Consider the following 26,776-nt stretch of genomic DNA (forward strand, 5'->3'; position numbering starts at 1 on the left):
TTACTAAAAATGAATAGTGTAAAAGAGAAGTGGATGCTGCGTGTTGATCTATCGCAAATCAACACATGCCAGCTTTTGGCATGTGTTGTGGGCAGGTGTTTAAAGCTTAAATTGATTCACCGTGCTATTTAAGGCCCGTGCTAAGTCATTTAAGTCCTTTGCTTCATCAGCTAAGGTGTGGGCGTGATGAGCGGTACTGTTTACTAAGTCGTTGATGGCATTTAAGCTGCTGTTAATGTCTTCTGCAACCACGGTCTGCTGCTCTGTCGAGGTGGCAATTTGATGGCTTTGATCTTGTACTGTGGTTACTGAGCCTGAAATATCTTGCAGCGAGTCGAGTACATCTTGCGTTTGCGATACTGACCCTTCAGCCTGCTGCTGTCCTTGTTGCATCATGGTGGATGCTTGTTGCGCTATTTGCTGCAACTTAGAGATCATCTTTTGAATGTCGTCAGTAGATTCCTGTGTACGACTCGCCAAAGAGCGTACTTCGTCAGCTACAACCGCAAAACCACGGCCTTGTTCACCGGCTCTTGCCGCTTCAATAGCGGCATTAAGCGCAAGTAAGTTCGTTTGCTCTGCGATGCTATTGATCACATCAATCACTGCACCGATGTTACTGGTTTCTTGCTCAAGCCCCGCGACAACTTTGGCAGCTTCACCAATATGAGTTGCTAGATTGGTCATATCAGCCTGTGCTTGAGTTGAGCGAGTGGTGCCTTCATTTGTCATACGTTGCACCAGTTCAGCTGCTTGGTTAGTCTCTTGTGCATTGCGTGATATTTCGGTGACAGTCGCAGCCATTTGTGTCACAGCCGCACTTACACTATCAACTTGCTCTTTTTCTTGTTGAATTTCATGATTGGTACTGGATGAGACGGCACTGAGTTGTTCTGATGCGTTGCCCAGCTGTGAGGCTTGCGCTGCGGTATCTAGCATCATGGCACGTAATTTATCAATAAAGGTATTCATGTGCTGAGCTAATTGCCCCACTTCATCCTTACTGGTGATATTGATACGGCGTGTTAAATCGCCATCTCCAGAGGCTATTTCTCTCATTGTCTCTGTTAATGTGGTAATGGGTTTGGTAATTAAATGTGTGGCCCATAAAATCATTAATACAATAATTAAGATAATAACGATGACCGAAACAGTCGTGGTCATGACCGCTTCTTCTACTGGTGCGTTAATTAAGCTGACAGGGATCATGAGTCCAACATGCCAATCGAGAATAGGGCTATCTAATTGCACACTATTAAAAATTACGTAGTATTCATTTCCCTTAAACATGACATATGCGGTGCCCGCAGCGTTATTTTTTATTGCACTATTGAGTGCATTAAAGCCAGAGGTATTATTGAATTGCTTTTCTAATCCATCCAATCCCTCTTTGCCATTGGGGCCTTCATCAGTAATGGATAATTGATGGCCTGTTTGCTCTGATAAATGCACGACTTTTAAATCACTATCTAATAAAAACCCGTACCCTTGATTATTAAATCGAATGTCTTCTACCAGCGCGTTGACATTGGCCATTTGCAAATCAATACCGGCAATACCAATGAGCTGACGTTGATCATTATAGATAGGCTCTTTTATCACCGCAGAGACGTCACCCGTATTGGCATCCACCGAGACAGGGCTAACATGTAAGCCACCCATCTTCATGGCTTCTGGCCACCAACCCCGCTTATATGCGTAATACTCGCGGCCATCAGAAAAGCGAGAGGTCCGCTCGTTTTCTTTAAAGTACTCCCCGGTGATGGCGGAGGCAAAGAAGGTTGATAAAATATTATCATCGTTCACTGTCAGGTTAACGAAGTCTTTATTGACCTCAAGGTAACCAGGTTGAGTGTCAAGCTTACTTTCTCTTTGGTCATATTGGCTGAAGAAATTAACCAAGCTGGTGTTATTAGCAAAAGTCGTGACTAACTTACCGTATTGTGCAAAAAATGCTTCCATAGAGAGCTTTTCTGAATACAGATGGCTTTGCGCTTCTCTTTCAATACTATTGCGTGATAATGAAGCGATATGGTTAACAAAATAACTTGAGGCGATGATAAGTAAAACGGAGATGGTACCGCCAATAAGCAAGAGGATCTTTTTCCTCAAAGATAAGTTTTCAAGCATGTCATATTCTTTTTATTAGGATTGAGCAAAGCTTAATCAAACCATAACTCTGCGTGCTTTACCACTTTTGAGGCACTGATAACAAATAATAGCGCGGGTGATCTGTCAGTATTTATTCACACTTGTAATGATTTATTGCGAAATACCAACGACTGATGAGTGTGGAATAGGTTTAGTGTATAAACAAAAAACGCCCACTGAGGGCGTTTTTAGTAAAACTCGATAACAAGTTAGCTGCGAGGGCCAGCCTGTTTAATGGCGTCTGAGACGTCATACTTCGTAAAGTTTTCTTGGAAATCTGCTGCTAATTTTGCAGCGTACTCAGCATACTTAGCTTTGTCTTCCCACGTATTGATTGGGTTAAGCAAATTAGCATCAACACCTGGTACAGCCACTGGCACGTCTAGGTTCAGTGATTCAATGTGCGTTGTTTCAACATCGGCCAAAGTACCTGATACAATCGCATCAATGACAGCACGAGTTGTTGGAATATCAAAGCGTTTACCAATGCCATAAGGGCCACCTGTCCAGCCTGTATTCACAAGGTATACTTTTGCATCAAATTCACGCACACGCTTCATAAGTAGCTCTGCATATACGCCAGCAGGGCGTGGGAAGAAAGGTGCGCCGAAACAAGTCGAGAAAGTTGATTCAATATCAGATGTTGACCCAATCTCCGTTGACCCTACCTTTGCGGTATAACCACTTAAAAAGTGGTATGCAGCTGCTTCTTCAGATAAAACAGACACTGGTGGTAAAACACCACTTACGTCACAGGTTAAGAATACCACTGCTTTTGGCTCACCAGCACGGTTTTCAACTTTACGCTTTTCAACATGCTCCAGTGGATAAGCAGCACGCGTGTTTTGCGTTAAGCTAGTATCGTTGAAATCAGGGGTGCGGTTTTCATCTAATACAACGTTTTCTAGAATTGTCCCAAACTTGATGGCATTCCAAATAACAGGCTCATTCTTCTGAGATAAGTCGATACATTTTGCGTAACAACCCCCTTCGATATTAAATACGCTGCCCGGTGCCCAGCCATGTTCATCATCACCGATTAAGAAGCGAGTTGGATCCGCTGATAATGTTGTTTTACCTGTGCCAGATAAACCGAAGAACAATGCAGTATCACCTGCTTCACCCACGTTAGCACTACAGTGCATTGGTAGAACGCCTTTTGCAGGAAGCAAGAAGTTCTGTACAGAGAACATCGATTTCTTCATTTCACCTGCGTAGTGCATGCCAGCAAGTAATACTTTGCGTTCTGCAAAGTTAATGATCACAGTGCCATCACTATTTGTGCCGTCGCGCTCAGGATCACAAACAAATGAAGGCACATTCATAACTTGCCACTGTGGTAAGTCGGCGCTGTTATATTTTTTAGGTTCAATAAACATGTTTTTTGCAAAAATGTGGTGCCACGCAGTTTCAGTGGTAACCACAACTGGTAAATAATGCTCAGGATCAGCACCCACTTCAAGGTGAGAGACGAAGTGGTCACCGCTTTGCACATGTGCTTCAACACGTGTCCAAAGAGCATCAAATTTATCAGCATCGAATGGGCGGTTGACCTTACCCCATTGGATATCATTTTCAGTGCTTTGCTCTTTAACGATAAAACGGTCATTTGGAGAGCGTCCAGTGCGACGGCCTGTTTTTGCAACGAATGCTCCGTTTGCTGCCAAAGTTCCTTCGCCGCGAGAGATGGCGAGTTCGACAAGTTCAGCTGCAGTTAAATCGACAAAACGAGTAGCGCTTGAAGTCATGTTATTACCTAAAATGTGAGAATTGAACGGGATAGCTCTGAGTTCTTACTAACCTTAAGCTGAATTGATAGTAACAGATGATATTGAGATATTCGAGCCTTTGTAGGGCCTGAAATCACATTAATTTGTCAAAAAACTTGAATAATTTCAATGATACCGGTGTCATTGAAAGTCACATTTAAATGACACCGGTATCATTTTTTAAACACAAAAAAGCCGTCATTTTGACGGCTTGGTATTCAATTTAGGTGCAACCGTATATTTAGTTAAAAATATTGCGAATATCTTGTTCATCGAAGCGGTAATCTGTTAGGCAGTAGTGGCAGCTAATGACCACTTCGCCTTGCGCTTGTACATCTTCTAATAACGCTTCTTGGCCAACATTCACTAATGCGGCAATGGTTTTATCACGGCTACAACCACAAACAAAGTTGATTTCCTGTGGCTCAAACAACTGTGGGTTATCTTCATGGTATAGACGAGTTAACACTGTCTGTGCGTCTAGCTCTAATAACTCTTCATCTTTTACCGTATGGCTTAACGCCTCTAAATGGGTAAAATCCTGTTGAGATTTCTCCTTATTAACAGGCAGAACCTGCAAAAATAGACCCGCAGCTTTCACATTATCGGTATCAGTTTGGGTCGCAAACCATAGTCGAGTGGTGAGCTGCTCTGATTGTGTAAAGTAGTCTTCAATACATTCTGCTAATGTGTCTTTCGTTAGCGGAACAATACCTTGGTAACGTTCGCCTTTAATCGGTGTAATCGTGATGACCATATGGCCATGACCCATTAAATCGGAGATACGGCTGCCCATTACTTCACTTTGCATGCGTGCAATGCCACGCATGTTTTGTTGGTGGTCACCATTAATAACAGCATATTTTACCGGGCCATCGCCTTGCAGTTGCACAGCAATGTCTCCTTCAAACTTTAGCGTTGCAGTCAGTAAACTGGTCGCGACTAACAATTCCCCTAATAAGTGCTTCACGGGCTCTGGGTAGTCATGACCTGCGACAATGTCGTTAAAGGTCTGTGAAATTTGGACAAGTTCGCCGCGAACATCAAGTTCGTCAAAAATATAGCGATGTAGTAAATCGGGTTGCATTGATTAAATCCTAGCTTGATTTCAGTTTTAACAGTTCGCGTCTTTGCTTTTTATCCGGTTTGTTAACAGGATGTGGTGCAAAAAAACTATTGTTTTTTCTTGCGATGGCATTTTCTTCGCGTTTACGGATACTATATTCCGACTCTAGGTACGCTGTATGGGCTATTGGCGCGGCTTGTCTCTTGTCAAAAAGCACTAAAATAGTTACTTCTTTTTCATCGAAGCCCTGTGCAAGCTTTATCGTAGCGCCTACCTCAGTGATTTTACTGGGTTTACAGCGTTGGCCGTTATAGTGTACTTTACCTCCCTGTATCATTTCACGTGCGAGCGCTCTTGTTTTATAAAACCGAGTGGCCCAAAGCCATTTGTCGAGTCTGACTCCCACATTTTTTTCGTCTGATACAGATGAATTTTTAGTCACAATTTATTAACCATGTAGAGTGTGAATTAATAGTCGAAATCTAACATATTTTGACATTGAACAAAAGTTTGCAAGGAAGGCCTTACGATAGGCTTGAGCTGCATTATTGAGTGTGTATTCTGAGTAACTTAAAGTGTCATATTTGGGTGCTTGTTGAATTTTTGCTTAAAGGGTACACTGGGCTGTTACCGTAGAATAAGAAAAGTCGCATATGGAATTACAACTACACCAGTTACAGAAAGCTTTATTGGCATTACCTCACGCTAAGTTGAGCCGTGCAGTCGTGCTGCTAGTTGTTGTGTATATTGCTTATCTATTATCACAAATGTTCTGGTTGTTATGGCCACAGCCAGTTAATCAGCCTCTTCTGAGTCAATCATCTGTTTATGCGGCGGGCAATAAGACAATAAATACTCAAACAATTACAGCTCAACATTTGTTCGGCCGGGCTGATGCCAAAGCACAAGTAAAGCCAGAACCCATTATCTCTGATGCACCTGAGACAACGTTAAATGTGAGATTGACCGGTATTGTTGCGGTGAGTTTAGACGATGGTGCAGGCTTAGCGATTATTGAATCTCAAGGTCGACAATCAACTTATGAAGTGAAAGAAGCGATTCAAGGCACGCGTGCCAAATTATCTAGAGTATTACCCGATCGCGTTATTTTAGATGTCAGTGGCCGATTTGAAACATTGATGTTAGACGGCATAGAGTATTCGAAAAATGTGGCGATGCCAGTCGCATCAAAAGCAAATAAGGCTCCCTCTAGCAATAGAAAAATAAGTGAACGTGCTACGTCACAGTTAGCAGATCGTCGTGATGAATTATTGAAAGAGCCTGGCAAATTATTTGATTATATAAGAATTTCTCGGGCGATGAAGGATGGCAAGCTCATAGGATATCGATTAAGCCCAGGCAAAGACCCTGAACTTTTTCGTGAAATGGGGCTCAAAAATAATGACTTAGCGGTTGCAATAAACGGCTATCAACTCACGGATATGAAACAGGCTATGTCTGCTATGAATGAGCTACGGAATAGCTCAGATGCAAGCATAACAGTTGAACGAGATGGGCAAACTATGTCGGTGCAATTTAGCCTGTAAAGATACTAATTTTGGAGTTTAAAAAAATGGGTAATAAGCTACACCTCACAACAATCAAAAAAGGGTTAGCTAAGTATGCAGCTCTCATGTTTGCCGCTGGTATATCTTTGTCAGTTTCTGCTGTTGAATATGCAGCAAACTTTAAGGGGACTGATATCAATGAATTCATTTACATTATCAGCAAAAACTTAAACAAAACCATCATTATCGACCCGAATGTGCGTGGTAATATTAACGTGCGCAGCTATGAGTTGATGGATGAAGCCATCTATTATCAATTTTTCCTGAATGTATTAGAAGTATATGGCTACTCTGTCATGGAAATGGACAGCGGTGTGCTAAAAGTCGTACGTAGCTCTGATGGCAAAAAGGGCAACGTGCCCCTGGTTAAAGGTCAAGAGTTTGGTAATGGCGATGTCATGGTAACACGCGTTATTCGTGTTAAAAATGTCAGCGTTCAAGAGTTAGGCCCGTTGATCAGGCAATTTAGTGATCAAAAAGACGGTGGGCATGTTACAAACTTTAGTTCTGCGAATGTCATGATGTTAACGGGCCATGCTGCATCAGTGAATAGACTAGTAGATATTATCCGGTCGGTTGACCAAGCAGGTGACAAGCGTGTTGAGATCATCAATCTTAAACATGCAACGGCAGACGATGTTGTCAAAGTAGTTGAAAGTATTTATAAAGGCACAGGTAAAAACAGTGTGCCTGAGTTTTTGATCCCAAAAGTGGTTGCAGATAACAGAACTAACAGTGTGATTGTCAGTGGTGAATCTCAAGCGCGTAGCCGTGCGACTGATTTGATAAAGCGTTTAGACGGCGAGCTGGAAAGCCAAGGTAATACCAAGGTATTTTATCTTAATTATGCGACCGCTGAAGACCTAGTTAAAGTGCTACAAGGGGTGAGTAAAACGCTGCAAGAAGAGAAGAAAGCCGGTAATAATAAATCGTCTCGTTCTCGTAATAATAGAAATGATACCAGTATTGAGGCCCACGCTGATTCGAATTCTCTGGTTATCACGGCGCAACCAGACACCATGCGCTCTTTAACTTCCGTCATCGAAAAGCTAGATATTCGCCGTGCGCAAGTGTTAGTTGAAGCCATCGTTGTTGAAGTACAAGAAGGCGACGGTGTTAACTTTGGCTTACAATGGATCTCAGAAAAAGGCGGTATGCTGCAATTTAATAACGGCAGCACAGTGCCTGTGGGGTCTTTAGCTGTTGCCGCGAAGTTGGCGCAAGACAAAGAAGTTAAAGGGACCATTGTTGGTACTGATGATAATGCGGTGTCTAACACTGTGCGAACCGAAGAAGGTGACTTAGGTCCTTTGGGCAAGTTGCTTGGCGGTGTTAATGGCTTGGCTATGGGTATTGTTAAAAATGACTGGGGCGCGATTGTTCAAGCTATCTCAACGGATACGAAATCTAACATTCTAGCCACTCCTTCTATTACCACCATGGACAACGAAGAAGCGTCGATGATTGTGGGCCAAGAAGTTCCTATCATTACTGGTTCAACCTCGGGTGACAATAATTCTAACCCATTCCAAACCGTAGACCGTCAAGAAGTGGGTATTAAACTTAAAGTAACCCCGCAAATTAATGATGGCAGTGCAGTGCAGTTGACCATCGAACAAGAAGTATCGAGTGTCAGCGGGGCAACAGCGGTTGATATTTCCGTCAATAAACGTGCGATTAATACCACGGTGATTGCTGATGACGGTGGCATGGTTATTTTAGGGGGCTTGATCGATGAAGATGTTCAAGAAAGTGTCTCTAAAGTGCCGTTGTTAGGAGATATTCCGTTTATAGGTCACTTGTTTAAGTCAACCAACACCAAAAAGAGCAAACGTAACTTATTAGTCTTTATTCGCCCAACGATTGTACGTGATAGTCGTAGCATGAATGAATTGAGCCACGCTAAATATAACTTTATCCGCAGCGAACAAGTCAAGCGTAATGAAGCGGGTATTCAATTGATGCCATCGGAAGATACGCCTATTTTACCTGAGTGGGATGATGCATTGGTATTACCACCGACGTACGAAGAATTCTTAAGTGGTAAGAACAATAAAGAGCAAGAAAGTAATGACTGATAGCCAACTTGATACGCTGGCTGAAGTAAGTGCAGAGGTGCCAGTGCAAGATGATAGCGAACAAGGTGGACGTTTACGTTTACCGTTTGCGTATGCACGAAGAGAAGGGGTTTTACTCAGTGAAACCCCTGATGAGCTGACTGTGTTTTATCGGGGGGAGCTTTCAGTCAATACATTATTGGAAGTTCGCCGTGTCGCTGGTGGTGGCTTTAAGCTAATACAATTGGATGATGATAAATTTGAGCTGCTGTTGGAAGAATCTTATCAACGTGATAGTTCTGAAACGCAGCAAATGATGGAAGACATTGGCAACGAAGTTGATTTATTTTCTCTGGCGGAAGAGCTTCCACAAACGGAAGACTTATTGGCTGCAGATGATGATGCTCCAATCATTAAATTGATCAATGCGATGCTCAGCGAAGCGATAAAAGAAGGTGCATCAGATATTCACATTGAAACCTTTGAACAAGCATTAGTGATCCGTTTTCGGGTTGATGGTGTGCTGAAAGAGGTATTAAAACCGAATCGTAAATTGGCCTCTTTGTTGGTATCGCGTATTAAAGTTATGGCGAAGCTTGATATCGCTGAAAAGCGAATTCCTCAAGATGGCCGGATCAGCTTACGTATAGCAGGTCGAGCCGTTGATGTCCGGGTATCAACGATGCCTTCAAGCTTTGGCGAGCGTGTTGTTTTACGCCTATTAGATAAAAATAATGCGCGTTTGAACCTCGAAGATTTAGGGATGACTGAACGAAACCGTGAATTGTTTGCCGGTATTATTGCTAAGCCACACGGTATTATTTTGGTTACAGGCCCAACGGGGTCAGGTAAAAGTACCACGTTATATGCGGGTATGAGCCAAATAAACTCCAAAGACCGAAATATTCTCACAGTCGAAGATCCGATTGAATATGAGATCCCCGGTATTGGTCAAACCCAAGTTAATGCAAAAGTTGATATGACATTTGCTCGGGGTTTACGGGCGATACTGCGTCAAGACCCGGATGTGGTCATGGTCGGTGAGATTCGAGATTTAGAAACAGGTCAGATTGCAGTTCAGGCATCTTTGACTGGTCACTTAGTGATGTCAACATTACACACAAATACCGCTTCAGGTGCGATTACCCGAATGGAAGATATGGGCGTTGAGCCATTCCTACTTTCATCATCTTTACTTGGTGTGTTGTCACAGCGCTTAGTGAGAACCTTGTGCCCTAACTGTAAAGAAGCACACTACGCGGATGATGGAGAGTGTGAATTACTTGGCATTCCAAAGGGAGAGAACACCACCATTTATCGTGCAGTTGGTTGTGAAGAGTGTAATTACAACGGCTACAAAGGCCGAACGGGGATCCATGAGTTATTGATTGTCGATGAGCATATACGAGAGCTGATCCATAACGGCAAGGGTGAACAAGCGGTAGAGAAATATATCCGCACACATAGCCCGAGTATTCGCCAAGATGGTTGTTCGCGCGTATTAGCGGGTAAGACAACGCTAGAAGAAGTATTGCGAGTGACTCGCGAGGAAGGTTAAGCATGGCTGCATTTGAATACCGCGCTTTGGATAGCAAAGGCAAAGAAAAAAAAGGCATACTAGAAGCCGATACGGCAAAACAAGTGCGACAGATGCTACGTGAAAAGGCGCTGATGCCTTTGGAAGTCGCGCCTGCTGCAGAAAAAGACAAGCAACAGTCGTCAGATGGTTTTCAGCTTTTTAAAGGTTATAAGCCGTCGGTTGCGGATTTGGCCTTGGTTACACGTCAATTAGCGACGTTGATCCAGTCATCTTTACCGGTTGAAGCCGCAGTGATGGCGGTGGCTGAGCAGTGTGAAAAGCCACGTCTTAAACGCATGCTTATGTCAGTTCGCTCTAAGGTGGTTGAGGGATATACCCTTGCCGATGGCATGTCTGAGTTTCCCCATGTATTTGATAACTTGTACCGCGCGATGGTTGCTGCGGGTGAGAAGTCGGGTCACTTAGACCAAGTACTCAATCGTCTTGCTGATTATACCGAACAGCGCCAACATATGCGCAGTCAAATTACCCAAGCGATGGTCTACCCAACTATTTTGGTTATTTTTGCAATCGCCATTGTGTCTGTTTTGTTGGGCACTGTGGTGCCACAAATTTTAAAAACTTTTGAAAAGTCAAAACAAGTACTCCCTTGGACGACCGAGTGGGTTATGGCGGCAAGTAACTTTGTCCAGTCTTATTGGATGATTAGCCTTGTGGTGATAGTAGGGGGAACATTTGGTATAAAGCAAGCGCTCAAACGCCCTAAAGTTCGGTTTTGGTATGACAGTCAAATAATGATTTTACCAGGTATTGGCAAGATCAGCCGAAGCATTAATACCGCGCGTTTTGCACGAACACTCAGTATTCTATCATCAAGCTCGGTGCCCTTATTAGAGGGCATGAAGATTGCGGGTAAGGTTCTTGAGAATCAAAAAATAAAGTTTGCAGTCGCGGAAGCGGCCACGCGAGTAAGTGAAGGTGCGAGCCTACGCGCAGCTTTGCAGCAAACGAAATTGTTCCCACCGATGATGCTACATATGATTGCCAGTGGTGAAAAGTCTGGTGAGCTAGAGCAAATGTTAGAACGTGCTGCAAATAACCAAGACAGAGAATTTGAAAGTATGGTCAGTGTGTCGTTAGCGTTGCTAGAGCCTGCCATGATAGCCAGCATGGCGATAATTGTATTGTTTATCGTGATGGCAATTTTACAACCTATTATGGCAATGAACCAAGCGATTGGTTTGTAGTCAAAAATAGTGGTTATGTCGTTTAGTACATAAGAGAACTAATAATTAATTGAGGTATATATTGTGAAAAAACAAGGTGGTTTCTCACTGTTAGAAGTGATGGTAGTACTGGTGATCATTGGCATGATTATGTCGATTGTTGCACCTAATATTATGGGTCAACAAGAAGAAGCGCAAATAGATAAAGCACACTTAGATATTCAACAACTTGAAGATGCCATGAGCATGTATAAGTTGAAAAATAAAAAGTACCCAACTACTGAGCAAGGGCTGGAAGCGCTGGTAACTGAAACAACCATAGATCCAGTGCCAAAGCGTTTCCCTGACGGTGGCTATATTTCTGAATTACCAGAAGATCCATGGGGTAACCCTTATCAATTATTGAGCCCAGGTGAGATGGGTAAAATTGATATCTTTTCAATGGGTCCAGATGGTGAAGTGGGGACTGAAGATGACATCGGTAACTGGGACCCTGAAGAGCAGTCTTAAGTGCTTGTCATATTATGATGAATAAAAACCACCTTACACCGATGAAACGTCAGCAAGGGTTTAGCCTAATTGAAATCCTTGTTGTGCTGACGATCATTGCATTTGCTACCAAGTTAGTCACCTATAACTTGGATGGCAATATGGAAGAGGCGCTTGAAAAAAAGGCGCTTCGAACGCACGGTGTGATCAACTTGGCATCGGAGTTTGCGGTTTTAAACCAGGTTGAACTGGGGTTTCATTTAGACAAAAAAACACTCGAGTTTTTGGTTTTTGATGGGGATAAATGGGTTACCTTTGAGGGTGAAGACTTATATAAACCCATTAAGTTCGAAGATGATTACAGAGTAAACTTAACCATTGAAGGACTCGATTGGGCACAAGATAATTTATTAGAACAATCAAACTGGCGAGAGTTAATGGGCACCGGCGATGAAGCCAGTTTACTGGAGCTTAAAAAGCTAAAAGTGCCACAAGTATTACTTTTATCTTCAGGCGAAGTCAGTGCGTTTCAGTTGAGCCTGACGTTAGATGAAGACCCTGAAAGTGATTATTTCATTGAAGGTGAATTCATCGCACCTGTTAATTTACGCCGAGAGCCAGAATGAAGCAAAAATCAGCAGGCTTTACGCTGTTAGAAGTGATGGTTGCTCTGAGTATTTGTGCAATGGCTGGTATTGCTGCAATGCAAGTCACCGGTGAACACATCACCCATGTGGGCTCTTTAGAAGAGCAAACTTACGCGTCTTGGGTCGCCGAAAATCAAATGGTGATGATGCGTTCAAGCGGTGAAAAGTGGACTGGCAAGAATGGTAAAAAAGGCGAAGAAGAGCTTGCGGGGCAAACGTGGTATTGGCAGCAGTCAGTGACCAAAACCGAAGATGCCAGCTTTGTGAAAGTGACAGTGACGGTTTATCAAGATGAAGAGTTAAAATACTCCATTTATGATTTGACGACTTTTATGTTGAAAGGTAAATAATAATGCGTCAACGCGGTTTTACCTTATTAGAAGTGATGGTGGCGCTGGGGATTTTAGCGTTTGTTATTTTAGCGACTCATCAGATCTTGAATTCAACGCTTAGAGCGAAAGAAACCTCAGAAGAAGTCATTGGAGAGCTCGAATCGCTGCAAACCGCGTTTCGTTTGATGGACCAAGATTTTAATCAAATGACAAAGCGCGAAGTACGCAATGAAGCCGGTGATAATAACGAGAGTTATATTATTCACGGACGTTATGTCGTAAATAGCCAATACGACGGGATTGTGTTTGTGCGTGATGGCTGGACTAATCCCATTAACCTATTACCTCGTTCAGAGCTACAAGCGGTGGGCTATCGTGTTGTTGATGATAACTTGGAGCGTATTTATCGAATTTATGTGGATGAACTCGATGGATCAGAGCCTCGCGTGCAGGTGGTATTGAAAAATATTGAAGAGCTTAAATTTGAGTTCTTAGATGACAAACAAAAATGGCAAGAAGACTGGAAGAAAAAAGCACTGCCTTTAGCCGTCGCGGTTACTATTCAATTTAAAGATGCCGAGCCAATTCGTCGCTTATTCTTAACACCGGGTGATGGCAAAGAGCAGCAGGCTAGCAGTGCCTCGGGTAATGGTCGAAATAACTCGAACAATGACCCTAATTCAAATAATGGGCAGCGGGTATCGGGAGACCGTTCATGAGAGAGCAACGTGGTGCCGCATTAATTATTGTGCTTTTTATTGTCGCTTTGGCTGCCACGATTGCCGCTGAAATGGCATCTAATTTAATGGTGCAAGTACAAAGAGCGCAAAATATTCAGTCACACCAGCAAGCTAAGTGGTACAGCTATGGTGCAGAAGAATTAATAAAAAAAGTGCTGATTGAAACAAAAAAAGAAGACCCAGATAAAGTACATTTAGGCCAAGCGTGGGCGCGGGAAGAAGTACCTTACCCTGTTGATGATGGTACTTTAAGTGGTGAAGTTACTGATTTACAAGCCTGCTTAAACTTAAATGCCTTGGCTGCGCCCAAAGACGATAATCAGTCAGGGAGCACAGTAAAAACGAACGCCGCACATGTTGCACTATTAGAGCTATTGAAGAATATAGAAGATTTACCGCTAGAAGAAAGTGAAGATGCATTAGCCGATAGCTTGTATGACTGGTTAGATAAAGACAGTATGACGTATGGCTCTGGGGCCGAAGAAGATGAATATATGTCTCGACAAACCCCTTATTTAACTGCGAATAATTTATTAGCGTCAGTATCAGAACTGAGAGTCATTAAAGGGTTTAACCCGCTTGTAATGAAAAAGCTATTACCTTATGTGTGCGTTATCCCGGGTAATACAGAGTTAAATATTAATGTGAATACCGTTAAATCGGAGCAAGCGTTGTTGCTAAGTGCATTAGTTGATGGTTTATCTGAATCTGGCGCTGAAGCAGTTATTTCAGCACGTCCAGAAAAAGGATTTGATACAGTGGATGAATTCTATGCGGAAGTGGCAAATCAAGGTTCAGGCAAAGGCTCTAAACCCAGTAAGCTATTTACCGTAGATAGTAATTATTTTAAGTTACGCGCGAAAGCTGAATTTGATGAAAGGCTTTTTACTATGACCTCAATTATACAAATAAACCAAGGTCAAGCGACTATCTTAGCGCGCAAATTTGGAGGCGTACAGTGACAGAAAAATTGGTGATCCGAGTTGGTCAGTCTCAGCAAGACTCGGTACATTGGTTAATATTTTCGGCTCACGATGAGCAGATAATTGCCAGTGGTGAATTAACAAATGGTGGTGAGTTATCCCAGCTAACAGAGAAAGCTGCAACACGTGAAACCGCGCTGCTATTACCAAGCTCTCAAGTGCAATTAAAAGCCGTGGCATTACCAACCAAATGGAACCGCAAATTAGAGCAAGCTTTGCCATTTATGCTTGAAGAGCAACTGGCATGTGATGTCGATGATGTGTTTATTGCAATCGGTAAGCCTGTTCAAGAAGATGAGCAACACAGCATACAAATTGCTTTGTGTGATCAAGCTTGGTTACAGGCGTGGATCACGCTATTTGCTGACTTTGATATTGAGCTGCATCGTGTTACGCCAGATGCCTTATTGCTCCCTGAACCAGAGCATAAAACATTAGCGATGGTGGAATTAGCAGATCAGTGGTTGTGTCGTTTTGGTCAATGGCATATTAGTGCAATAGAAAGAAATTGGGGCGCTGATTACTTACATGCATTAGCCCCTGATAGCATTGAGCACTATAGCCCCGCAGAATCAGTGCCTGATGTAGCCCCGAAGGTGGCGAAGCAAAGTGACTATGACTTGCCGTTGGCCATCTTTGCAAAAGAGATGAAAAATCAGAGCTTTAATTTACAGCAAGGGGTTTTTGCTGCGGCGAAAAAACAGCCACAATGGTGGCGTGATTGGCGCAGTGGTGTGATAGCTGCTGGGGTTGCTGTACTATCTTTCGTCGCTGTAAAGAGTACGCAGTTAGTAATTTATCAGTCGCAGGCTGATGACTACCGAGCTCAGGCTGTTGATGTTTATAAAAAGGCATTTCCAGGGAAAGTGGTTCGCCCCCATTTATTACGTCAGCAAATAAAAAATGAATTGGCAGGCTTGAGTGGCGCAGAACAAGGTGGCTTCTTAGAGTTAACAAACCATTTTGTGGCTGTATATGGTGAAGTGAAGGACTTTACGCCTGAGACATTACGCTATGACCGTCGTCGTAATGAATTACGTATTCGTGCTCAAGCAGGTGGTTTTCAAACGTTTGGCCAAGTGAAAGCGATTCTAGAGCAGCGTGGTTTAAATGTTCAGCAGGGCTCATTAAACAATGATGGTGATGTGGTCATCGGTGAGATCCGTTTACGAGGTGAGTCGTGAAGCAGCAAATTATAAAACAGTGGCAGTCACTTAAAGAGCAAGAGCAGCGTTTGCTGCTGTTAGCTGGCGGTATTTTTATCATTTTTGTTTTAGTGATGGGGGTCTTTCGACCATTAACTGAAGGTGTTAATAAAGCATACAAAGATAAACAGCGTCAGCAAGAGTTGGTGGCATGGGTAAATAGCAGCGTTGGGACATTAAAATCAAGCGCCTCTATAAAAAATACCAGCCGTGTAAATCTATCTCAATTGGTGAATCGCACCCGTGGTAAATACGGTATCAATATCAGTAAAATGCAACCAAGCGATGGCGCATTGAGAGTAAATATTGACTCTGTTGAGTTTAATCATTTGATAGCGTGGATTGATGAGTTAACGAATAAGCATGGTTTAAAAGTAGAGAACCTGGATATTGCTCAGGGAGATTTACCTGGGTACGTACGTGTCAGTCGCTTAGTATTAGAGAAGTAAAAGATGAAGAGAATAATTAGCTTGGCGTTGACCTTAGTCGTGGCATTTTTGGCGTTTACACTGTACACCATGCCCGCTGCTGTGTTTATACAACTAGTAGATAAACAGCTCCCCCCGTCATTAAAATTGGGGGTGATCACGGGCACTGTGTGGCAAGGGAAGGTCAGTGAGGTACGTGTAAATAATATCCAATTGAATAATGTGCGCTGGGATCTGCAAGCCAGTGCGCTGATCTTTGGCGACGTAAAAGGCAATATCAACTTTGGTAATGCCAAAGACAAACGTGAGATTTCAGGAAAAGGCCTATTTGTTGTCAGTCTAATGAATGAATCTGTCACGTTAACGGATACCACAGTCAGGTTTAGTGTTGAGCAAGCGATGTCACAGGTAACATTGCCCTTGCCTGTTCAAGCCAAAGGACGCGTGTTATTAGACATTGATACGTTTAGTACAGGTATGCCGTATTGTCAGGCACTATCAGGCGAAATACGTAGCCCAGGTATTAGTGTACAAGGGTTAAGTGGGTGGTTTGATATTGGTGCATTAGGTGGAGAGCTGAGTTGTAAATCAGGTGATATTGCAGTACTTGTGGACCCTGATAATAACTTAGGGTTACAAGCCGATGCTGTGCTTGCCGAGCATTTTCAATTTAGAGTTGCGGGTAATATAAAGCCACAAGCGTCATTACCAAAAGAAGTGCATGATGCCGTAAAGTTTTTAGGCAGGCCAGATGCCGAAGGCCGTTACCCGGTGAACTTATAATGATGAATGAGCTTGAATTCAGTTACACTGAGGCACATCAACGGGTACTCACGGAGTATTTATTGGGGCGAAAGGGCGCTTTTAATTTAGCGCAGGTATCGGGTTATTTATTCGCTCAGATTTGTTCCCCTGATGCGGTGGAAGTAGAGCAATGGATAGCCATTATTACCGCTGATGATAATGCATTAGCGGAGGATGTCATGTTTGCATTTATGGCATTTCATCATGATATTAGTGAACGTGTTTACACTGAGCAATACCGTTTAGAGTGGGATAAGAAAAGCAGTTACACATGTCGTCATCATTGGAGCCAAGGGTTCTTAGTTGGTACGGAACCTTATTATGAAAAGTTACTCAATGCTCAGGCCTTGCCCGATGAATTGAAGCAAGCGCTACAAATGGCAACAGAGCAGTTAAGCTTTTTCTCCTTGGCGGAGTCTCAGGTAAGGGAATATTGCCAAAAAACGGGGGCGGTGCCGATGGAATTTATCGCGCAGCAGGTTGAACTCGCAAGTGAGTTTGCCAATGGCTATGCACAATTAATTGAAGCCGCCGCATTAAGCAGTGGCTTATATGATGCAGAGAGCGATTTCTAGCCTATTTCTAATTCAATATGTGTGCAGCCTTTAGCGCAGCGCACAACACCTTGTTTGATGCTCTGTGTGGCCAAGTCTAGAGACAAGGGTTTACGACATGTTTCGCATAAAATTGTCTTCCCCTGACCTAACTTTTTTAACAGTGCTTTTTGCTGGTTAAACGAGGCTGCTCGGGCCTTGTTAAGCTGACTAAAATCCATTACATCCCCTTCGTCTGATGAAGTGCTTCCGTAGTTATGTCACACACTTGCATTAAAGTAGGGCCATACAGATACAGGTTCATATCACTTTCTTTACAGTAGCGTAAATGAAATGCTCTGAGCTTATCATCGGTTGCCAATGCAGCATCAACATAGCTTTGTTCTTCTGCACTGAGTGATAAGGTTCGACTGATGATATCTCTTGCTTGTTTTGCTGCTGGGCTACGTTGCACTTTGCTCGATTCACTAAGTATATCAACCCCTTGATTTAGCAATGCCTCTCTGGGTTCTTTGATCATCGGGTGATCAATGGTAAATAAGCCCAGTACCACAATGACTAATATTAAAAATTTCTTCATAACGATGGCAACTTTGATCTCGGTAACATGACAACGGGTACCAGTGTAATAAAATGCGTGTTTTAAAAGCAAGTGAAGTAGACATTTCCTTTATTTAAAATAATGCCTTTAGGTGTATGGGTAAATGGCTAAAGCGTTATCTTTGGTCAGCTTTACTGATTAGTTTAGTGATTCTTATGTGAATTTATATCCATAACTTACTAAGCTTGCTTATAATATCCATATTATTAATAGGGTCACTGTAGCAAGTAGCCTGTCGATCGTAGCGGCTTAAGGAGCTGAGATGGACAATGAAATCAAAGTAAAGACTATCCCTAGTGAGGTTAAGATACAAAAACCGGATAACCTCCAACCGGACAGGTTTAATCCTCGTAATCGTATTTATGTTCGTGCTGTTAAAGGTTTACACCAAGTACTACGGCAGAGGGTAGGGTTTATTGGTATGTTGGCGTTTATGCTACTGCCATGGGTCCATTTTCATGGGCAGCAAGCTGTCTTGTTTGATTTATTTGAGCAGCAGTTCAACATATTTGGCCTTACTTTATTACCACAAGACTTAACTATTCTTGCTTTTATTTTAATGATTGCAGCATTTGCACTGTTTTTTGTGACCACGTTTTATGGTCGAGTATGGTGTGGCTATACCTGTCCACAAACAGTTTGGACGTTTATTTTTATATGGTTTGAAGAGAAGTGCGAAGGCAAGGCAAATCAACGTAAAAAGCTCGATCAACGTGAGATGAATTTTGACAAGCTGTGGCGAAAAACGGCCAAACACAGTTGTTGGGTGCTCTTTTCACTGTACACGGCGATCACATTTGCAGGCTATTTTACCCCTATTCGTACACTCTTGCCGGAGCTGTTAACACTCTCGGCAAGTAGTTATGCCCTATGGAGCATTGCTGTTTTTACCGTATGTACCTATGGTAATGCTGGTTGGATGCGGGAGATCATGTGTTTACACATATGCCCGTATTCACGTTTTCAATCTGCAATGTTTGATAAAGATACCTTTACTGTCAGCTATGATGAAAAACGCGGCGAATCCCGTGGACCTCGTTCTCGCAAGCAAGATCCCAAAGAGCTGGAGTTAGGCGATTGTATTGACTGTAACTTATGTGTGCAAGTGTGCCCAACAGGTATCGATATTCGTAATGGCTTACAATATGAATGCATCAATTGCGGCGCATGTATTGATGCTTGTGATGGCGTGATGGAAAAAATGAATTATGCTCCGGGGCTCATTTCATACACCACAGAGCGTAATCTCGAAACATCATCCGAGCAAACCAAAGTTGTTCGAAGTAAGCTGGTGGGTTATTTACTCATTTTAGTGGTGTTGTGCGTCGCATTAGTAGCGAACATCACGATGCGTAAGCCGATGGAGCTCGATATTATTAGAGACAGGAACCAACTATATCGAGTGAATTATGAGGGCCTGATAGAAAATACCTATACGCTGAAGGTCATTAATAAAGCGCAAGCATCTCAAACATACTCTGTGTCGATAAAAGGGCTCAGTAACTATGAAGTCATTGGCAAATTGGTGTTGCACGTTGAAGCGGGTCGTTCTATGAACCTGCCATTATCGGTGATCATTGACCCGTATGATTTGAAAAAGCCAGTGACAGAGTTTGAATTTGTTATTGCGCCAGTCGATAACCCTCAGCAACAGTTATCGCAGCGGACAAACTTCTTTAAAGGACGATAATTCAGTACACTATAGTGATAAGATAAAAGCGGGGCTTACCCCGCTTTTTTAATATTTGAGAGAAGTATGAGTGAATTTAGCTTTGCCAACTTAACACCAGACTTAATTTTAGATGCCATTGAGAGCATTGGAATTTATCCAGAGTCAGGTCTATTAGCACTAAATAGCTATGAAAACCGTGTTTATCAATTTAGAGCAGATGACAATTGTCGATATGTGGTGAAGTTTTATCGGCCGCAGCGCTGGAGTGATGAACAAATACAGGAAGAACATCAATTTTCACTGAGTCTCATTGAGGCTGAAGTACCTGTGGTTGCGCCTATTCAGCGAGATGGACAAACTTTATTCGAGTATCAGGGCTATCGCTTTACCTTGTTTCCAAGTGTGGGTGGACGCCAATTTGAAATGGATAATTTAGATCAACTCGAGATGTTAGGTCGTTATATTGGTCGTTTACACAGTGTGGCGGGAGGTCGGACGTTTACACATCGGCCGACCATCAACACACAAGATTATTTAGAGCGTGCACGCGAGTCAATCTTGTCCAGCCAGTTGCTGTCGACGTATATGGAAACGCCATTTTTAACCATCTTAGATCAGCTCATAGAAAAAACGCAGAACGCGTATTACGATACGGCACAAATACGTTTGCATGGAGACTGCCATGCTGGCAATATCTTGTGGTCAAATAATAAATTACTGCTTGTTGACTTAGATGATTGCCGACAAGGGCCCGCGATTCAAGATCTTTGGATGATGCTCAATGGTGATAGGCAAGAAAAAGCCATGCAATTAGATACGATGTTGTGTGGATATGAGGAATTTAACAGCTTTGACCAGCGCCAGTTAGGGTTGATTGAACCATTAAGGGCTATGAGAATGGTGCATTATATGGGCTGGTTGGCAACAAGATGGCAAGATCCTGCATTCCCCCGGAACTTTTCGTGGTTTGCGACAGACAAATACTGGGAGCAACAGGTTTTGGCACTAAAAGAACAATATGCGGCATTAAATGAACCCGCATTGAAACTAATTCCATAAATTTGAGAGAGACCGATGTTAAAAAAGATACAACTATCCATCCTGTTACTTTGTTTACCATTATTTGCGATGGCAGCAGATTTTACTGACGGTAAGCATTACCAAACATTGACGACTGAAAAAAGTGCATCACCTAAGGTGACAGAATTCTTTTCTTTTTACTGCCCACACTGTTTTAAATTTGAACCAATAGCGAAAGCCCTGGCGGATAACTTACCTAAAGGTGCGGTATTTGAAAAAAGCCACGTTAATTTTTTGGGTGGTTTACCTGCGCAAGTACAAAGTAATTTGAGCTACGCCTATATTGTCGCCAAAAGTGTCGGTAAAGGTGATGAAATTGCAGCAAAGTTATTTGACAGCATTCATATTAAAAAAGCACCTTTAGATAATATTGCTGATCTAAAAACATTGCTTGAGGTTAATGGTATTACTGGTGCACAATTTGATGCGGCACTGGCGACAATGCCAATTATAAGCGAAGAGGCGGCGATGCAAGATGCGCAAGAGAAGTTTTCAAAAGCAGGCGCACTCACAGGTGTTCCTACTTTTATTGTTAATGATAAATACAAAATCAACGTGAGTGAGCTACAAAGCCAAGATGAACTTAATGAGCTTGTAAAGCACCTGCTGAAAAAATAAGAATTGGAGTAAAAAATGTTAAAGGTAATTAAAGCGGCTGCGGTTGCCATGATGATGCCACTGTTGGCCAATGCAGCAGTATTTGAAGAAGGCGTTCACTATGAAGTGATCTCCGAACGTGGCACTAAGAAGCCAGAAGTAACCGAGTACTTTTCATTTTATTGCCCGGCTTGTAATGCATTTGAGCCGTTGATTGCGAAAGTGAAGCCTAAATTAGATGATGGTGTAAAGTTTAAGAAAAGCCATGTAGATTTTGTTGGGACTCGAGACGAAAAAGTGCAAAAAATCATGAGCAATGCATTAGCTACCGCAGAAGTGTTACCTCAAAAAGATCAGATAGTGAGTGCTATTTTTACTCATTTACATGGTACACGCGGTAAGATTAATGAGCTGGCTGATATGAAAGATATTTTTGTTGCTCAAGGGGTAGATGGCGACAAGTTTGATAAGCTTTATAAGAGCTTTTCTGTTCGTACTAAAGCTTCTAAAATGGTGCGCATGCAAAAGCAAATGCAAGATAAGCGCGCTTTGACTGGCGTGCCAACCTTTGTGGTTAATGGTAAGTACAAACTACGTTTGCGTGAATCTAAAACGACGACACCAGAACAAATTAGTGAGTTAATTAATTATCTTGCTGCGAAGTAATAATTTGTTAGACTCAAAAAGCCTCGCATAAGTGGGGCTTTTTGTTTTAGGAGTATTAAGTTTGGATAAAGTGCTTGTGTCTAGCTGCTTGCTCGGCCAACCAGTGCGGTACGATGGCAAAACACAGACGTTGAGGCACCCATTAATCTCTCAGCTTATTGCGCAGCAAAGGGTGGTGTCATTTTGTCCTGAAGTGGCGGGGGGCTTACCCATTCCTAGAGAGCCTGCTGAGATTGTTGAATCACGCATAGTCACGAATAACGGCGTTGATTTATCAGCTGAATTTGCACGAGGGGCCACATTGGCTTTGGCTCAATGCCAAGCCAATAATATACGGTTTGCTTTGTTGAAAGAGTCGAGCCCATCTTGTGGCAGAAATACTATTTATGATGGGACACATAGTGGTCGTAAAGTGACGGGGATGGGTTGGACAGCTCAACTTCTAGAACAAAATGGTATTCATGTGTTTAGTGAAGAACAACTCCCAGTACTTAACAAAGTACTGGGGTAAAGCGGATTTACTTGCGCTGTAAAAATACACCGGACTCTACATGATGGGTGTACGGAAACTGATCGAAAATAGCGATGCGAGACACTTTGTGAGTTTCGCAGAGTAAGTCTAGATCACGTTCTAGCGTGTCTGGGTTGCATGAGATATAGATAACATTGTCGTAATTTGCGACGAGGCGACAGGTTAGTTCATCCATGCCGGCACGGGGTGGATCAACAAGAATTGTTTGGCAATTATATGCTTTAAGGTCAATGCCATTTAATCGTGAGAAGCTACGTTCACCTTTCATTGCTTGGGTAAACTCTTCACTAGACATGCGTAAGATGTCTAAATTGTCTACTTTATTCGCGGCAATATTAAATTGCGCAGAATGAACTGACGGTTTAGATATTTCTGTTGCAAGCACTTTATCAAAGCTGCCTGCTAGCGCAATTGAAAAATTTCCGTTCCCACAATAAAGCTCGAGTAAATCGTTTTCTAATGGTGCACACAGTGATTGTGCCCAGGTAAGCATTTTTTCGTTTACTACGGCATTTGGTTGGGTAAAGCTATTCTCTACTTGCTGATACGTATAAGTCTGCCCATTGACGTTTAATTGTTCGGTGACATAGTCATGTTCGAAAATCACTTTTTGCTTTCTAGCTCGACCAATAAAATCAATTTTATAAGTTTGCTTTAACTCAGCGCGCAGTGTCTCCATTGCTGCTTGCCAATGTTCACCAAGTGGTTTGTGGTAAAGTAAGCTAATAAGGATTTCACCGCTCAGTGTAGATAGATAATCAATTTGAAACAGTTTGCGACGTAGTATTTCATTGTCGCGTAATTTAACCATCATGACTGCCATTAGCTCACTGATAAGCGGGGCTGCGGGGTCAAATTGATCAACGCGGATTTTCTGTTTTGTCGCTTGGTCAAACATGATGTGGTATAAATCGTCACCTTCATGCCAAACTCTAAACTCAGCACGTTGTCGATACTGTGTTTTTGGTGAGTCGTATACTTCTAATTCAGGTGCATCAAAACGCGTGAATTGTTGAGAAATGCGCTGCTGCTTTTCTTCAAGCTGCTGGGCATAAGTGGAAGTATCAATTGTTATGACGGCCATGATCAGAATTACCTTACTAAATAGAGACGCGCTATTTTAGGCGTCGTTGCCGATTTGTCCAGTTAATCGCAAAAAATCCGTTTACTTTCTATACTAAAAGTCTTTAGGTTTATATAAACTGGCCGATAACGAAGTCATTACGGTTGGCTTTTCAGCCTACTTGTCTCACCGTGTGGAGCCACGTTATGAAAATAGGACAACTCAATCAATTACTTAACCCTGCAAATTCTTACAAAGCAGGTAATAACAAACCATTTATGCCGACTATTCAGAATAATGCAGATAGTTACTCCGGCGATAAAAGTAAATTGGCTGCGAAATTTTTAGATGACAAACTTGCCGAAGCGTTGGGTATTGAGAAGAAGCCAGAAAAAGAAAAGCCACTGTTTGATTTTGAATCTATCGTAAAAAATGTTTTAGATTTCGTAAAAGGTGCTGTAAATAAGGCTAAAGCTAACGGCAAAGATGATAATGAACTCAGAAATATGCTAGGTGAGGCTCGAAAGGGTGTAAAGCTGGGGATTGATGAAGCCACTGATGCACTTAAAGAGAGCAGTGTTTTTAATAATGAAATTGAAGAAGGCATCGAAAAGTCTAGAGAGGGTATTTTTAGCGGGCTTGATGAATTTGAAAAGTCATTATTTGAACCTCAGCCAGATAAAATGTCGGTTACTTCAGCGCAGTATGCGAGTTTATCAAATCAAGCAGATTATAGCTTCACGACTGCAGAAGGTGATGAAGTTGTGATCTCATTCAGTGATGCTTACTCGCAGAATAAAGGAGCAAGCTACAACAAAGAAGGCAATAACGAAGGCGTTGCTTATGCAGAAGAAAACAAGCAAGAAGTGAGCTTCTCCATTAGTGTGAATGGCGATTTAAATGAAGATGAACAAAAAGCCATTAATGAAATGATGAAGGACATTCGTAATGTCAGTGATTCATTTTTCAGTGGTGAATATGATGATGCATTTGAAAAAGCGAAAGAGCTGAATATAGATAACGATCAAATAGCAAACTTCACTATGGACCTCAGGCAGACGAAGACCACAGCAGCTATTAGCCAATATCAGCAAAGCAATCCACTGAAAGATTTAGAAAAAGCACTACAACCGCTTGATAAGCAACTTGAGAGTATTAATGAAAGTGGTAAGGCATTTAGAATAGAAAGTCAGTTACCTGATATTTTAGAATGGATGAACCAAGGTCAATCAAGACTCAATGAATTCTTAGATTATGCGCAGGGCTTTTTTAACCAATTAAATCAGCAAGAAGATAGCGCACAATAATTAGGGATTCATTTTCTGCTGCGTGCGTGGCACACTTCGCTTAATAGATAGCGGCGGAGCGCAAGCGTGTCACCACATATACTCGTATTTGATTCAGGGATTGGCGGAACCAGTGTTCTGGAGCATATAAAAGCAAGCATACCGAGTGCACATTTTAGCTATGTCATGGATAATGCGCTTTTACCTTATGGCTTGCAGTCTGAACAAACGATTCGGTCACGTTTAGCGTCGTTAGTTCAGTATATTGAAGCGCAAGAGCTCAACGTTGATATTATTGTTATTGCCTGTAATACCGCCTCTACTTCTGCACTTGCCGCCACTCGACATTTAACGACGATACCGGTTGTTGGGGTTGTGCCAGCGATTAAACCTGCAGTGCGTTTTAGTTGCACTAATCACATTGCTTTGTTAGCAACCCCAGCCACTTCAAATAATGCTTATACACATGGTTTGATAGAGCAGTTTGCACAAGGGTCGCGTGTTGACCGCCATCATTCCACTTCCTTGGTTAAATTTGCTGAAGCACTTTACTGGGATCGGCCTATCAATGAGGCGGAGGTCGCCACTGAATTACAACGTATAGGGATCGCGACTAAAGTTGATACCATTGTATTAGGATGTACGCATTTTCCTATACTCAAACCTTATCTCAAAAGCTTTTATGGCTCAGGGGTTACATTAGTTGATTCTGGAGAAGCGATAGCAAGGAGAGTGAGATCGTTATTAGTTCAAGTAAACAACTGCCCAGCTAATTTAGATGCCAATGATTTACTAATAGAAAAGCCGTTGCAGTTTTATGCAACGGCTCCAGATAAAATTAGCCCTAATGCGCAAAGCATTAAATTAATAAGCCTTAACAGTTTTAGTGACTAGCGATTTCTTCCTCATTGTCGTATTGCTTTTGTTTTGCAGCTCTTACTTTCAGTGTGCGCTGCTGGAACTCTTGATCATTTAAAGCAGAGATTGCTTTATCGGCATCGAGTTCTGCCATTTCAACAAACCCAAACCCACGACGTTTGCCTGTATTTTTATCTTTTAATAGTCGAACACTAAAAACCTGTCCTTGTTCAGAGAAGAGCTCCCGTACTACGCCTTCATTGGCCTTATAAGGTAAGTTACCTACGTACAGAGTTTTAGTTTTTACTTCTTGTTTAGCTTCTTGTGCCTCGCCAGAAGTAAAAATGACAGCAAAACCACCTACAAGAATACCTGCGGCAAAAAGGATAGGGGCGCTTAATGCAATATTAGATAATACAAATTGCAATATAAGAAAACCAATCACAGCAAGTGCAAAGGTGATTATAAAAGGCTTTTGATCTGATGATTTCATAATTGATCTACCAATAAACAGGGGATAAACATTAATTTAACAAAACGAGTGGCTATATTAGCGATATATATAAACTTCGCAATAATAAAACAGTAAATAACGAAGAATACAGTATTAAAAATAAACAAAAATAACAAATAATGCGAGTTTTGCTGATTTTTTATTCGAACAAACAGAAAGATCAAAAAAAGGCTTGATCAAAAAAAGGATCGCCCTATAATGCGACCCCACTGACACGGAGCGCTACGCTAACTTAGCAAAGCAAAACGAGGTCAGCGTTAAGTAAAATTTAGTTTAGCTTTTCACTTAAGAAAATGTTTAAAATTAAGTGTTGACAAAAAAATAGGACAGCGTAATATGCGCAGCCCT

Annotated in this window: 28 protein-coding genes; 20 read left to right on the forward strand and 8 right to left on the reverse strand. The window is 42.1% G+C overall.

Features of this window, described 5'->3' with window-relative positions; translation table 11 throughout:
- Positions 1–99 precede the first annotated feature (99 nt).
- From CWC18_RS11515 to hslR, 4 genes are all read right to left on the reverse strand, one after another.
- Positions 100–2,130, reverse strand: coding sequence for a methyl-accepting chemotaxis protein (locus CWC18_RS11515; RefSeq protein WP_138592885.1), 2,031 nt, complete (start codon positions 2,128–2,130; stop codon positions 100–102).
- A 230-nt stretch (positions 2,131–2,360) separates the two neighbouring features.
- Complete coding sequence (locus tag CWC18_RS11520) at positions 2,361–3,899, reverse strand: phosphoenolpyruvate carboxykinase (RefSeq protein ID WP_138675301.1); 1,539 nt, start codon at positions 3,897–3,899, stop codon at positions 2,361–2,363.
- A 262-nt stretch (positions 3,900–4,161) separates the two neighbouring features.
- The gene (gene hslO / locus CWC18_RS11525) at positions 4,162–5,007 is read right to left on the reverse strand and encodes an Hsp33 family molecular chaperone HslO (RefSeq protein WP_138592887.1); all 846 of its coding nucleotides are present in this window, start codon (positions 5,005–5,007) and stop codon (positions 4,162–4,164) included.
- A gap of 10 nt (positions 5,008–5,017) precedes the next feature.
- Positions 5,018–5,428, reverse strand: a complete 411-nt coding sequence (gene hslR, locus CWC18_RS11530) for a ribosome-associated heat shock protein Hsp15 (RefSeq protein ID WP_138592888.1) — start codon at positions 5,426–5,428, stop codon at positions 5,018–5,020.
- A 211-nt stretch (positions 5,429–5,639) separates the two neighbouring features.
- On the opposite strand from hslR, the gene gspC reads away from it, so the two are divergent.
- The 13 genes from gspC to CWC18_RS11595 all read left to right on the forward strand — a co-directional run bounded on the left by gspC (position 5,640) and on the right by CWC18_RS11595 (position 17,580).
- Entirely contained in the window at positions 5,640–6,533 is an 894-nt protein-coding gene (gspC, locus tag CWC18_RS11535) for a type II secretion system protein GspC (protein WP_138675302.1), read from the forward strand.
- A 26-nt stretch (positions 6,534–6,559) separates the two neighbouring features.
- On the forward strand, positions 6,560–8,632 hold the full coding sequence (gene gspD / locus CWC18_RS11540) for a type II secretion system secretin GspD (protein WP_138592890.1): 2,073 nt from the start codon (positions 6,560–6,562) through the stop codon (positions 8,630–8,632).
- Positions 8,625–10,169: a type II secretion system ATPase GspE gene (gspE, locus tag CWC18_RS11545; protein ID WP_138592891.1), complete on the forward strand. Its 1,545-nt coding sequence runs from the start codon at positions 8,625–8,627 to the stop codon at positions 10,167–10,169. Before gspD ends, gspE begins: the two co-directional genes overlap by 8 nt.
- Positions 10,170–10,171: 2 nt before the next feature.
- Positions 10,172–11,398 (forward strand): type II secretion system inner membrane protein GspF, encoded by a 1,227-nt coding sequence (gspF, locus tag CWC18_RS11550; RefSeq protein ID WP_138592892.1) that lies wholly within the window; start codon positions 10,172–10,174, stop codon positions 11,396–11,398.
- Between the two features lie 63 nt (positions 11,399–11,461).
- A complete protein-coding gene (gene gspG, locus CWC18_RS11555; RefSeq protein ID WP_010365427.1) occupies positions 11,462–11,887 on the forward strand; it encodes a type II secretion system major pseudopilin GspG in 426 nt (141 codons plus the stop codon).
- Between the two features lie 14 nt (positions 11,888–11,901).
- Positions 11,902–12,492 (forward strand): prepilin-type N-terminal cleavage/methylation domain-containing protein, encoded by a 591-nt coding sequence (locus CWC18_RS11560; protein ID WP_249930108.1) that lies wholly within the window; start codon positions 11,902–11,904, stop codon positions 12,490–12,492.
- Positions 12,489–12,863, forward strand: a complete 375-nt coding sequence (gene gspI, locus CWC18_RS11565) for a type II secretion system minor pseudopilin GspI (protein ID WP_138592893.1) — start codon at positions 12,489–12,491, stop codon at positions 12,861–12,863. The genes CWC18_RS11560 and gspI overlap by 4 nt, the downstream gene beginning before the upstream one ends.
- Positions 12,864–12,865: 2 nt before the next feature.
- The gene (gspJ, locus tag CWC18_RS11570) at positions 12,866–13,564 is read left to right on the forward strand and encodes a type II secretion system minor pseudopilin GspJ (RefSeq protein ID WP_138592894.1); all 699 of its coding nucleotides are present in this window, start codon (positions 12,866–12,868) and stop codon (positions 13,562–13,564) included.
- The gene (gene gspK / locus CWC18_RS11575; protein ID WP_138592895.1) at positions 13,561–14,547 is read left to right on the forward strand and encodes a type II secretion system minor pseudopilin GspK; all 987 of its coding nucleotides are present in this window, start codon (positions 13,561–13,563) and stop codon (positions 14,545–14,547) included. Before gspJ ends, gspK begins: the two co-directional genes overlap by 4 nt.
- Entirely contained in the window at positions 14,544–15,752 is a 1,209-nt protein-coding gene (gspL, locus tag CWC18_RS11580; RefSeq protein ID WP_138592896.1) for a type II secretion system protein GspL, read from the forward strand. The genes gspK and gspL overlap by 4 nt, the downstream gene beginning before the upstream one ends.
- Positions 15,749–16,222, forward strand: coding sequence for a type II secretion system protein GspM (gspM, locus tag CWC18_RS11585; RefSeq protein ID WP_138675303.1), 474 nt, complete (start codon positions 15,749–15,751; stop codon positions 16,220–16,222). Before gspL ends, gspM begins: the two co-directional genes overlap by 4 nt.
- Positions 16,223–16,225: 3 nt before the next feature.
- On the forward strand, positions 16,226–16,984 hold the full coding sequence (locus CWC18_RS11590; protein WP_138592898.1) for a type II secretion system protein N: 759 nt from the start codon (positions 16,226–16,228) through the stop codon (positions 16,982–16,984).
- Entirely contained in the window at positions 16,984–17,580 is a 597-nt protein-coding gene (locus CWC18_RS11595) for a UPF0149 family protein (protein WP_249930110.1), read from the forward strand. Before CWC18_RS11590 ends, CWC18_RS11595 begins: the two co-directional genes overlap by 1 nt.
- Here CWC18_RS11595 and CWC18_RS11600 read toward each other — a convergent pair.
- Entirely contained in the window at positions 17,577–17,780 is a 204-nt protein-coding gene (locus CWC18_RS11600; protein WP_138592899.1) for a hypothetical protein, read from the reverse strand. The genes CWC18_RS11595 and CWC18_RS11600 overlap by 4 nt on opposite strands.
- Positions 17,780–18,139, reverse strand: coding sequence for a hypothetical protein (locus tag CWC18_RS11605; protein ID WP_138592900.1), 360 nt, complete (start codon positions 18,137–18,139; stop codon positions 17,780–17,782). The genes CWC18_RS11600 and CWC18_RS11605 overlap by 1 nt, the downstream gene beginning before the upstream one ends.
- A gap of 283 nt (positions 18,140–18,422) precedes the next feature.
- On the opposite strand from CWC18_RS11605, the gene ccoG reads away from it, so the two are divergent.
- The 5 genes from ccoG (at position 18,423) to CWC18_RS11630 (ending at position 22,686) form a co-directional block, all read left to right on the forward strand.
- Complete coding sequence (gene ccoG, locus CWC18_RS11610; protein ID WP_138592901.1) at positions 18,423–19,850, forward strand: cytochrome c oxidase accessory protein CcoG; 1,428 nt, start codon at positions 18,423–18,425, stop codon at positions 19,848–19,850.
- Positions 19,851–19,916: 66 nt separating this feature from the next.
- Positions 19,917–20,891, forward strand: coding sequence for a serine/threonine protein kinase (locus tag CWC18_RS11615; RefSeq protein WP_138592902.1), 975 nt, complete (start codon positions 19,917–19,919; stop codon positions 20,889–20,891).
- Positions 20,892–20,906: 15 nt separating this feature from the next.
- Positions 20,907–21,530, forward strand: a complete 624-nt coding sequence (locus tag CWC18_RS11620; RefSeq protein WP_138592903.1) for a thiol:disulfide interchange protein DsbA/DsbL — start codon at positions 20,907–20,909, stop codon at positions 21,528–21,530.
- 15 nt (positions 21,531–21,545) lie between these two features.
- The gene (locus CWC18_RS11625; protein WP_119859545.1) at positions 21,546–22,175 is read left to right on the forward strand and encodes a thiol:disulfide interchange protein DsbA/DsbL; all 630 of its coding nucleotides are present in this window, start codon (positions 21,546–21,548) and stop codon (positions 22,173–22,175) included.
- Positions 22,176–22,236: 61 nt separating this feature from the next.
- Positions 22,237–22,686 carry a DUF523 domain-containing protein gene (locus CWC18_RS11630; protein ID WP_138592904.1) on the forward strand — a complete coding sequence of 150 codons (450 nt, stop codon included), beginning with the start codon at positions 22,237–22,239 and terminating at the stop codon, positions 22,684–22,686.
- 7 nt (positions 22,687–22,693) lie between these two features.
- On the opposite strand, the gene trmA is transcribed toward CWC18_RS11630, so the two are convergent.
- The gene (trmA, locus tag CWC18_RS11635; RefSeq protein WP_138592905.1) at positions 22,694–23,791 is read right to left on the reverse strand and encodes a tRNA (uridine(54)-C5)-methyltransferase TrmA; all 1,098 of its coding nucleotides are present in this window, start codon (positions 23,789–23,791) and stop codon (positions 22,694–22,696) included.
- 185 nt (positions 23,792–23,976) lie between these two features.
- On the opposite strand from trmA, the gene CWC18_RS11640 reads away from it, so the two are divergent.
- Both CWC18_RS11640 and murI read left to right on the forward strand, forming a co-directional pair.
- The gene (locus CWC18_RS11640; protein WP_138592906.1) at positions 23,977–25,077 is read left to right on the forward strand and encodes a DUF5610 domain-containing protein; all 1,101 of its coding nucleotides are present in this window, start codon (positions 23,977–23,979) and stop codon (positions 25,075–25,077) included.
- Between the two features lie 66 nt (positions 25,078–25,143).
- On the forward strand, positions 25,144–25,950 hold the full coding sequence (gene murI, locus CWC18_RS11645) for a glutamate racemase (protein ID WP_138592907.1): 807 nt from the start codon (positions 25,144–25,146) through the stop codon (positions 25,948–25,950).
- Here murI and CWC18_RS11650 read toward each other — a convergent pair.
- The gene (locus CWC18_RS11650; RefSeq protein WP_138592908.1) at positions 25,940–26,407 is read right to left on the reverse strand and encodes an RNA recognition motif domain-containing protein; all 468 of its coding nucleotides are present in this window, start codon (positions 26,405–26,407) and stop codon (positions 25,940–25,942) included. The two genes, murI and CWC18_RS11650, sit on opposite strands and share 11 nt — an antisense overlap.
- Positions 26,408–26,776: the final 369 nt, after the last annotated feature.

This window comes from Pseudoalteromonas aurantia (assembly GCF_005886875.1).
Lineage (GTDB): Bacteria > Pseudomonadota > Gammaproteobacteria > Enterobacterales > Alteromonadaceae > Pseudoalteromonas > Pseudoalteromonas aurantia_A.